General features: G+C 68.4%; 8 protein-coding genes. 2 read left to right on the forward strand and 6 right to left on the reverse strand.

Annotation, left to right across the window (positions count from 1 at the left end):
• Positions 1 to 11 precede the first annotated feature (11 nt).
• Positions 12 to 614, forward strand: coding sequence for a DUF1707 domain-containing protein (locus A5747_RS23700; protein ID WP_076128875.1), 603 nt, complete (start codon positions 12 to 14; stop codon positions 612 to 614).
• A gap of 15 nt (positions 615 to 629) precedes the next feature.
• Here A5747_RS23700 and A5747_RS23705 read toward each other — a convergent pair whose 3' ends face one another.
• The 6 genes from A5747_RS23705 to A5747_RS23730 all read right to left on the reverse strand — a co-directional run bounded on the left by A5747_RS23705 (position 630) and on the right by A5747_RS23730 (position 8,603).
• Positions 630 to 2,615, reverse strand: coding sequence for a VWA domain-containing protein (locus A5747_RS23705; RefSeq protein WP_076128853.1), 1,986 nt, complete (start codon positions 2,613 to 2,615; stop codon positions 630 to 632).
• Entirely contained in the window at positions 2,608 to 3,990 is a 1,383-nt protein-coding gene (locus A5747_RS23710) for a sigma 54-interacting transcriptional regulator (RefSeq protein WP_076128855.1), read from the reverse strand. The genes A5747_RS23705 and A5747_RS23710 overlap by 8 nt, the downstream gene beginning before the upstream one ends.
• A gap of 45 nt (positions 3,991 to 4,035) precedes the next feature.
• Positions 4,036 to 5,607 (reverse strand): bifunctional phosphoribosylaminoimidazolecarboxamide formyltransferase/IMP cyclohydrolase, encoded by a 1,572-nt coding sequence (gene purH, locus A5747_RS23715; protein ID WP_142245712.1) that lies wholly within the window; start codon positions 5,605 to 5,607, stop codon positions 4,036 to 4,038.
• An 8-nt stretch (positions 5,608 to 5,615) separates the two neighbouring features.
• Complete coding sequence (gene purN / locus A5747_RS23720) at positions 5,616 to 6,245, reverse strand: phosphoribosylglycinamide formyltransferase (RefSeq protein ID WP_076128859.1); 630 nt, start codon at positions 6,243 to 6,245, stop codon at positions 5,616 to 5,618.
• Positions 6,246 to 6,344: 99 nt separating this feature from the next.
• Positions 6,345 to 7,679 (reverse strand): DUF6350 family protein, encoded by a 1,335-nt coding sequence (locus A5747_RS23725; RefSeq protein ID WP_076128861.1) that lies wholly within the window; start codon positions 7,677 to 7,679, stop codon positions 6,345 to 6,347.
• Between the two features lie 48 nt (positions 7,680 to 7,727).
• The gene (locus tag A5747_RS23730; protein WP_076128862.1) at positions 7,728 to 8,603 is read right to left on the reverse strand and encodes a DUF5336 domain-containing protein; all 876 of its coding nucleotides are present in this window, start codon (positions 8,601 to 8,603) and stop codon (positions 7,728 to 7,730) included.
• 241 nt (positions 8,604 to 8,844) lie between these two features.
• Between A5747_RS23730 and A5747_RS23735 the strand changes: the two genes are divergently transcribed.
• Entirely contained in the window at positions 8,845 to 9,693 is an 849-nt protein-coding gene (locus tag A5747_RS23735) for an LLM class F420-dependent oxidoreductase (protein ID WP_076128864.1), read from the forward strand.
• Positions 9,694 to 9,805 lie beyond the last annotated feature (112 nt).

Genomic DNA, 9,805 nt, shown 5'->3' on the forward strand with positions numbered 1-9,805 from the left:
GCTCGTGGGTGATGAGCAACCCAGCGCAACGCGACGCAAACGACACACGCGGCGAATCGTCGCGGGCGGGCGACACCGATCGCATCCAGATCGCGCAGTTGCTCGCCTACGCCGCCGAACAGGGCCGCCTGCAGCTCAAGGACTACGAAGACCGGCTGACCAGGGCATACGCGGCAACCACGTACGAGGAGCTGGACCAGCTGCGGGCGGACCTGCCGGGTTCGGCGATGATCCCGCGGCGGGGCAGCAAGCTCAACCCGGCGCCGTCCACCCTGCTGCTGGCGTTGATGAGCGGATTCGAGCGTCGTGGCCGATGGAATGTCCCGAAGAAGCTGACCACGTTCACCTTTTGGGGCAACGGGGTGGTGGATTTGCGCTACGCCGACTTCACCTCAACAGAAGTCGACATTCATGCAATCTCGATCATGGGCATGCAGAACATCGTGCTACCTCCCGAAGTCAACGTCGAAATTCACGGACGCGGCGTGATGGGTGGCTTCGACCGCACCGTCCTGGGCCAGGGCACGCCTGGCGCGCCGAAGGTGAACATTCGCGGCTTCTCGTTCTGGGGCGGCGTGGGCATCAAGCGCAAGGCCCGCCGGTCCCGCGGGTAGCCACGAAGGCCGGCGTTAGCGACGGCGCCGGGAGCGCAGGTAGTCGCCCACCACCGCGGCGCCCAGCCCGTCGAGATCGGGCACCACGACGCGTCCCTCGACCCGCCGCGCGACCTGGTCGATAAACCGGGCCAGGCCGGGGTCGCTGCCCAGTCGGAAGATCGTGACTTGCGCTCCGAGCCGGGCCATCTCGTCGAATCCCCGCACGGTATGGGCGATGGTCCGCGGGTGCGGCGGATAATCGAAAAACACCGCGGAAGACCCCTCACCGTCGAAGTCCTCCAGATGCGCGGTCGGCTCGCCGTCGGTCACCACCAGCACGACGGGCTGCGCGTTGGGGTGCCGCCGCAGGTGACGACCCGCCAGCGCCAGTGCGTGATGCAGGTTGGTGCCCTGCTCGTAGACGCCTTCCAGGCCGGTCAGCTCCGCCGCGGTCACCGTCCGGGCGTACCGGCCAAACGCGATGATCTGCAACGCATCCGACCGGAACCGCGTGCATACCAGATGATTGAGCGCGAGCGCCGTCTGCTTCATCGGCAGCCAGCGATTCTCCATCACCATCGAAAACGAGGTATCCACCAACAGCGCCACCGCCGCCTGCGTGCGTGTTTCGGTCTCGGAGACCTCCACGTCGTCGACGGTTATCCGGATGGGTCCGGCCCCGCCCTCCAGGGTCGCGGTTCCCGCCTGCCGCAGCACCGCGTTGGTCAGCGTGCGCGAGATGTTCCACGGCTCGGTGTCACCGAATTGCCAGGGCCGGGTCGCTCCGGTCAGCTCGCCGGCGGCCCCCGCCCGACGATGGTCACGCTCACCGTGTCGACCGGAAAGCTGTTGCGCCACATCGCGTAACGCCGTCTCGCCGAGCCTGCGCATGGCCTTAGGGGAAAGCCGCCACTGGCCGTCGGAACCACGATCCAGGAAACCTTGGTTCACCAACGCGCGTTCCAATTCGGCCAGCGTTCGGGCGTCGATGGCGGCGTCGTCGCCAAGCTGACGTGCCAGCGCGTCCAGATCGACGTCGTCCATCGTGGCGCCCGGATAGCTCTGCGAGAGCTGCTCGGCCAGCTGCTCCAGCTCGGCGATGTCGGATAGCGCCTGGGTCCCCTCACCCATGCCGAACGGATTGTCACCGGAGAACTGCTCGGAGCCGGTCCAGTCCTCCCCCGGCCGAGCGGCCTGCAGGTGCGCATCGAGCCGATTCAGCGCGTTCATCAACGACGGCGAACCAAATGCCTGCTGCGCCAAGGCATCCAGCTCGGCCCGCTGCTCGGGGCTCAGGCTGTTGCGGAAACGCTGCGCGGCGGCTGCGCGCTTGGCCAGCGAGTCCAGCAGCTCCTCGACATTGCGCGGGTTCTCCGGGAAGAACTCGCCGTGCTTGTCCATGAAGTCCTGGAAGTCCTGTTGCGTGTCCTCGCCACGGGAGTGCTTGTCCAGCAGCTCGTTGAGGTCATCCAGCATCTCGGTGACGCGCTGGCGATCCTCTTCGGTGGCACCCTCCAGCGCCTGTTTCATGCCCGCGAAGCGCTGGTCCAGCATCTCGCGGCCAAGCAAATCCTTGATCTGCTCGTACTTTTCGCGCGCCTCGCTGCTGCGCCAGTTGTAGTCGGAAAGCTCCTGAACGGCCTTGGCCGGCGAGGCCGGCAGCGAGTCCAGCTGCAATTCGCCGAAGCGGGCGTCATCGTCGAGCGCGCGGGCCAACTCTTTGCGTTCGGCCAGTACGGCCTCATCGAGCAGCTTTTTGATCTCCTGCAGCGTGCCGTCCAAGTTATTGCGGCGCAACAGGTCCCGTCGCCTCCGGTTGGCCTCGGCCGCGAGCCGGTCGGCGCCGGGCATGTTCTTGGTGCCGCGGCGAAGCAGCTCGGACAGCGCGCGGCGCGGCGACGTGCCGGCCATGACGTCCTGCCCGATCTGCTCGAGGGCCTCGCGCAGGTCCACCGGCGGAGCCAGCGGGTCGGGCCCGCCGGTGTACGCCGAGTAGCGCGACGAGTGCCCTTTAGCCATAAACGGTTTGGCCCTCCCCGGACACCTTGTCGATCCGCTTGGCCAGGTACAGCGCCTCCAGCGCGAGCTCCAGTGCCGCGGCACGCTCGCCTTCGGATTCGGCGCCCAGCTTTTTCGCGATCTTGTCGACGACCGGTAGCCCCGGCACCGCGGCCAGCACGTCCTTGGCCGACACCCGCTCGCCGGTCGTCACCGCCGAACCGGCCTCGACCGCGGCCACCAGCGAGCCGACGTCGATGCCGCCGAGGACCCGCGACGCGGTATCGGCGGTCGCGCGGCGCAACAGGTGTTCGAGCACCGCCTGTTCGCGGCCTTCCTCACCGGACTCGAACTCCAGCTTGCCCCGCAGCACGTCGATCACCGTGCCCAGGTCGACCACGCGGGCCACCGGATCGGTCTCGCCCAGCACCGCGCCGCGATGCCGGGCGGCGGCCGCGACGGTCTCGGCCGCGGCGATCGCGAACCGCGCCGACACCCCCGAACGCTGATCGACCGAACTGGACTCGCGCAGATAGCGGGCGAACCGGGCCATCACCTGGACAAGGTAGTCGGGGACCTGCGCGCTCAGGTGTGCCTCCTGGGTGATCACGCCCATCTCGGCCTCGAGCTCCAGCGGGTAATGCGTCCGGATCTCGGCGCCGAAGCGGTCCTTGAGCGGGGTGATGATGCGGCCCCGGTTGGTGTAGTCCTCGGGGTTCGCGCTGGCCACCACCAACACGTCGAGCGGCAGGCGCAGCGTGTAGCCGCGGACCTGGATGTCCCGCTCCTCCATGACATTGAGCATCGACACCTGGATGCGCTCGGCGAGGTCAGGCAATTCGTTGACCGCCACGATGCCGCGGTGGGCCCGCGGGATGAGTCCATAGGCGATGGTCTCCGGGTCGCCGAGGCTGCGGCCCTCGGCCACCTTGATCGGGTCGATGTCACCGACCAGGTCGGCCACGCTGGTATCGGGCGTAGCGAGCTTCTCGGTATAGCGTTCGCTGCGGTGCCGCCAGGCCACCGGCAGGTCGTCGCCGAGCGTGGCCGCCCGCCGGATCGACTCGGGCGTGATCGGCGTGTAGGGATGCTCACCCAATTCGGCACCGCCGATCACCGGCGTCCACTCGTCGAGCAGCCCGGCCAGCGCCCGCAACAACCGGGTTTTGCCCTGGCCGCGCTCGCCCAGCAGGACGAAGTCGTGGCCGGCGATCAGCGCCCGCTCCACCTGCGGCAAGACGGTGTCGTCGAAACCCAGGATGCCTGGCCAGACCTCATCGCCCTCGGCCAATGCGGTCAGCAGATTCTCTCGGATTTCCTGCTTGACTCCGCGTTCACGATGGCCGGTTGCGCGCAATTCGCCGACCGTGCGGGGCAGGTTACTCGGTGATGCCACCTCTCCAAGTTACGCGTTGGCCACCCGCATCACAGTGCGTGGTGTTCAGTGAGCGAAGTGGCGCGCGCCGGTGAGGTACACGGTGACGCCGGCCTTGGCGGCCGCCTCGGTCACCTCGTCGTCACGCACCGAGCCCCCCGGATGCACTATCGCCTTGACCCCGGCGGCGGCCAGCGTCTCGAGCCCGTCGGGGAACGGAAAGAAAGCGTCCGACGCCGCGACCGCGCCCCGGACCCGGTCGCCGCCGCGGGCCACGGCCAGCCGGGCCGCGTCGACCCGATTCACTTGGCCCATGCCGACGCCGATGGTGGCGCCGTCCGCCGCGATCACGATCGCGTTCGATTTGACCGCGCGGCAGGTGCGCCACGCAAACACCAAGTCGGTCAACGTCTCCGGGTCGGCCGGTGAGCCGGTCGCCAGGGTCCAGTTCGCGGGATTGTCACCGTGTGCGTCCAGCTCGTCGCGCTGCTGCATCAGCAGCCCCCCGCTGACGGGCCGCAGCTCGGTCCCCCCGGTCAGCGGCTCGGAGGCCACCAGCACCCGGATGTTCTTCTTGCGGGTCAGCACGTCCAGGGCACCGGGCGCATACGCGGGCGCGACGATCACCTCGGTGAAGATGGTGCTCACATATTCCGCCATCTCGACGCTGACTTCGGAGTTCGACGCGATGACTCCCCCGAAGGCGCTCAGCGGATCGCACTCGTGTGCCTTGCGATGTGCATCGGCGACCGACACCGACGAGATTGCGATCCCACATGGGTTGGCGTGCTTGATGATTGCCACACAGGTCTGTTCGTGGTCGAAGGCCGCGCGCCACGCCGCGTCGGCGTCGGTGAAGTTGTTGTAGGACATCTCTTTTCCGTGCAGTTGCTCCGCCTGCGCCAGGCCCGGCCAGGCGCCGGGGTCGCTGTACAGCGCCGCTTGCTGGTGGGGGTTCTCGCCGTAGCGCAGCATCGCCGAACGGCGCCAGCCGCGAGCGAACCATTCGGGAAACGCCGTCGGTGGATGTTCGGGCGCCAGCGTCGACTCCATCCAGCTCGCGACGGCGATGTCGTACTCCGCGGTGTGCTGAAACGCCAGCGACGCCAGCTTTTTGCGCTCGGAGAGGCTGAATCCGCCGTTGCGCACCGCGGCGAGCACTCCGTCGTACCCGAGCGGGTCGGTGACGACGGCCACGCTGGGATGGTTTTTCGCCGCGGCCCGCACCATCGAGGGGCCGCCGATGTCGATCTGCTCGACACATTCGTCGATGCCGGCACCGGAGTCGACGGTCTGGCTGAACGGATACAGGTTGACGACCACCAGCTCGAAGGCCGCGATGCCGAGCTGCTCGAGCGCCGCGGCGTGTTCGGGTTTGCGCAGGTCGGCCAGCAGGCCGGCGTGCACCCGCGGGTGCAGCGTCTTGACCCGGCCGTCGAGCACCTCCGGGAAGCCGGTCAGTTCCTCTACGGGGGTCACCGGGATCCCTTCGCCGGCAATGGTTTTGGCCGTTGATCCGGTCGAGACGATTTCGACGCCGGCCGCACTCAGCCCCCGGGCCAGCTCTACCAACCCGGTCTTGTCGTAGACGCTGATCAGCGCGCGGCGGATCGGCCTTCTTGACTCGTCGGAGCTCATGGGTGTGCTCATCCCAGGGTCGCCTTTCGTCCGATCCAGGTCACGCCGCGGGTCGCGATCGCGGCCACCACGTCGACCAGCAGTTGGCGTTCGGTGACCTTGATGCGTTCGTGCAATGTCTCTTCGGTGTCGCCGTCCAGTACCGGAACGGATTGCTGCGCCAATATCGGCCCGGTGTCGGTGCCGGCGTCCACCAGGTGCACCGTACAGCCTGTGACCCGTACGCCATAGGCCAGCGCTTCGGGCACCGCGTGCGCCCCGGGAAACGCGGGCAGTAGCGCCGGATGGGTATTGAGGATGCGTCCGAGGTACCGCGAAAGAAACTGTGGTCCAAGTAGTTTCATGAATCCGGCGGACACGATCAGATCAGGCGCGTGCGCGGCGGCGGCCTCGGTGATGGCGGCGTCCCAGGCGTCGCGGTCTGAGTGATCGCCGAGCCGGACGGTGAACGTCGGTACCGACGCCGCCCGAGCGATCTCCAGGGCCAGGCAGTCGCGATCGGCGCCGACGGCGACCACGCGAGCCGGATAGTCGCCGACCGCGGCGGCGAGTAGCGAGTTCAGTAGCGAACCGGTCCCCGATGCGAGCACCACGAGCCGAGCCGGTGCGCTCGGGGGCACGTGGAGCGGTTGCTGCACATCGGCGAGCCTACTGTCTTCGACCCCGCCGCCGAGCGTGACGCCACCGTCACGTTCGACGCCGAGCGTGACGCCACCGTCACATTCGAGGAGGGGCGCCTACTCTTTGCGGTCGCCCTCGGGGTCCGGCGGGAGCGGCTCCTCGGCGTCCGGCTGCGCGGCTTCCGGCTCGTCGACGTCCGGCTGCGCGACTTCCGGCTCGTCGACTCCCGACTCGGCGACGTCCCGCTCGTCGAAAGCGTCGGCGAAGTCAGCGGGTTCATCAGCAGCGGGGGCGGGGTCGGGTCGCCTGGGTCGCCTCGGCCGACGCCGGATCCCCCCGGCCATCACCACCGTGACCCCGCCAACGACCGCGAACCAGAAAAACACACCGACTACCAGGGCGCCCTGGTCCACGCCGACATCGCCGAAGTTGCCCAGCCGACCGCTGCCGCCGTACGCGACCAAGGACATGGCCAGCGCCCCGGCGACCGACGCGACCAGCAGCTTGGCCATCGCCGGAACCGGTGGGAGCGGGCGCCGCGCGCACTGCTGCCCGACCGCCACCCCCGACGCCGCACCGATGATGAGCAGCGCCACCCACACCGGGCCGAGGGGCGGCGTGGGCGCCGCGGCCAGCACCGGCAGCGCGGGGACGTCGCCGCCGAACACGGTGAAGGAACTGAACGTCGCGAAGCCGAGATGCGCGCTGGACCCGACCGCGACCGCCGCCGTGCCGACGATGACGTTCGGCGCGTACAATACCGACAGCACCGTGAGGCTGAACTGGCCGAAGATCGAATCGGTGATCCCATAGAGCTCTTGCATCGTCGCCCAGTGCACGACCAGCGACCCGGCCGTCACCAAGCCGGAGAGGCCGACCAACGCCAGCACGCCCGCGGCCGCGGCACGCGCCGAATCCGCCAACCAATTGGGCAGCGGCGAATCGCTCAGCGCCCGTCGGCCCACCCGGGACGACACACCGATCGCGGCACCGATGGCATGCACCACCAGCACACTGGCGAAAGCGCGCAGGGCGCTTGGTGTCTGCAACTCGGTGATCACCGACGACGCGTCGTGGATCACCGCCAGCGCGATCGCCGCCATCAGCAACGGGCCGCCCAGCGCCGACGCGATAACCCAGCGGACGACGAGCCACGACGAGGACGGGGCGGTGGCCCGCGCGGTGCTGCGCGCTGTGGCCCACACCATCAACATGACCGGCAGCAGCGGCATGACGCCCAGTTCGCGGCCGCCGATGGAGATCGGCACCTGGTGCACACCGAGCCACATGCTGGCGATGGCGCCCAGCGCTCCGGTCATGTCGCTGTTGGCGATCAGCAGCTGCAGCAGCGTGACCGCGGCGATGATGACCAACGCCACCACGGCCGGGCCGAACGCGACCCTGACGAGGTCACGCGCTTGACGAGCGCCCGCCGCCCGGTTGTCCTCCACTCCTGTCACTCTTGGCGAACGTGCCCGACTAGGCGCGTAGGCGCGCGGTTAGCTCGGCGCCGGTCCAGCCGGCGATGAAGGCGACTGCTCCTGTCCCTGGCCGGAAGGCTGCTGGTCGCCGGCTTGGTTCGGCGCGCCGGCCGGTGGCGGCGGGCTGAAGCTGGGGAAACCGGTGGGCGGCGTCGAGGACCCCTGCGGCTGGGCGCCGAATCCGCCGCTCGGTGGGTTGGTCGGGACCGCGCTCTGGGTCGGAGCCTGGCTCGGCTGATAACCGCCGTACTGCGATCCATACGGGGAAGCCTGCGGGTTGTGCGACTGCGGCGCAACGTGCTGCTGGGCGCCCGGCTGACCGTAGTAACCGCCGGGCTGCTGAGCGCCGTACCCGTATTGCCCGTACTGGCCGTACTGCGCGTAGGGGTCGTACTTGGGCCGCGGGGCCGGGGGGGTGATAACACCCGCATCCAAAAGGATGACCACCACGGCGGCGATCGCCTGGAACACGCTGCATGCCACCAGGGGCCACATCGCCCAGCCGATCGCAAAACCGGCTGGCGTGTTGATCGTCTCCGCGATGGCGAGTAGCGCGCCGAGTGAAGCGATTACGCCGACGACGCCCGCGTAACTCTTCGCCTTGGGCAGCAGGCTCAGCCCGGCGAGCAACGCGGCCAGCACGGCGACAAGGACAGCGGTGCCCGCGTCACCGGCGCGTCCGCCGGCGCCCGGCCCGAGATCGGCACCGAGCGTAAAGGTCGGCCCGAAGTTCAGCAGATACACGCCGAGGCCGAGCACCACCACCGCGATGTTCAAATAAAGCGGAAGGTTGCTTTCGCCGCTTTCGTCCTTGGCGAACGACGGCGTGGCGCCTGGGTAGGAGCCGCCGGGTTGCGTTGCTGGATATCCGGGACTACCGGGCGAGTAGGTCATGGCTCCTCCTGTTGCTTTCAGTGTCTTTGCCTCAGCGGCGCCACGCCACCGTTGCAGTGCGACGCTGTGCTCGCGCGCGCCATAATCGCCAGGCCTTGCTGCGCTTGCGGTGCGACGCGATCGATCAACCACGCTAGCGCACATTCCGGGGCGGGTGCCGGTGCCACCGGCCTGTCGGCGCGAGCAGCGCCGATTCACCGCCGCTTGCCCACGACAGGTAGAACACGTTCTAATTCTGTGCATGGATTACGGCCTTGTGCTTTTCACCAGCGACCGTGGCATCACTCCGGCGGCGGCCGCCAAGCTTGCCGACGACCACGGCTTTCAGACGTTCTACGTGCCAGAACACACCCATATCCCGATCAAGCGCGAGGCTGCTCACCCGACGACGGGTGACGCGTCGCTGCCGGACGATCGGTACATGCGCACACTAGACCCATGGGTTAGCTTGGGCGCGGCGTGCGCGGTCACCTCGCGGGTGCGGCTGTCCACGGCGGTGGCGCTGCCCGTCGAACACGACCCGATCACGCTGGCGAAAAGCATCGCCACCCTCGACCATCTCTCCGGCGGCCGGGTTAGCCTCGGCGTCGGTTTCGGCTGGAACACCGACGAACTCGCCGACCACAACGTCCCAGCCGGGCGCCGCCGCACCATGCTGCGCGAATACATCGAAGCGATGCGCGCGCTGTGGACGGAAGAGGAAGCCGCCTACGACGGCGAGTTCGTCAAGTTCGGGCCCAGCTGGGCCTGGCCCAAGCCGGTGCAGTCCCACATTCCGGTGCTGGTGGGTGCCGCGGGCAACGAGAAGAACTTCAAGTGGATCGCTCGCAGCGCCGACGGATGGATCACCACCCCGCGCGACTTCGACATCGACGAACCGGTGAAGCTGTTGCAGGACACCTGGGCGGCCGCCAATCGCGACGGCGCCCCGCAGATCGTCGCTCTGGATTTCAAACCGGTGCCCGAGAAGCTGGCCCACTGGGCCGAGCTCGGGGTCACCGAGGTGCTGTTCGGCCTTCCGGACCGTCCGGACGACGAAATCGCCGCCTACGTCGAGCGATTGGCCGGCAAGCTCGCCGCCCTCGTCTGAAAACCGCGAGACATAAACCACTGCGAGCGTCTACGGGGTGGATTCAAGGTTTGGTTGCAACAGGGGTTTGTGGTGGGGCTGACAGTAGTCGATCGAGGATTTGGGCGGGGCT

This window comes from Mycobacterium sp. IS-836 (assembly GCF_001954275.1).
Taxonomy (GTDB): Bacteria; Actinomycetota; Actinomycetes; order Mycobacteriales; family Mycobacteriaceae; genus Mycobacterium.

Coding starts and splice junctions, on each gene's coding strand:
- A5747_RS23700 (WP_076128875.1), top strand. CDS start 12: ATGAGCAACCCAGCGCAACGCGACGCAAACGACACACGCGGCGAATCG.
- A5747_RS23705 (WP_076128853.1), bottom strand. CDS start 2,615: ATGGCTAAAGGGCACTCGTCGCGCTACTCGGCGTACACCGGCGGGCCC.
- purH (WP_142245712.1), bottom strand. CDS start 5,607: ATGAGCTCCGACGAGTCAAGAAGGCCGATCCGCCGCGCGCTGATCAGC.
- A5747_RS23730 (WP_076128862.1), bottom strand. CDS start 8,603: ATGACCTACTCGCCCGGTAGTCCCGGATATCCAGCAACGCAACCCGGC.
- A5747_RS23735 (WP_076128864.1), top strand. CDS start 8,845: ATGGATTACGGCCTTGTGCTTTTCACCAGCGACCGTGGCATCACTCCG.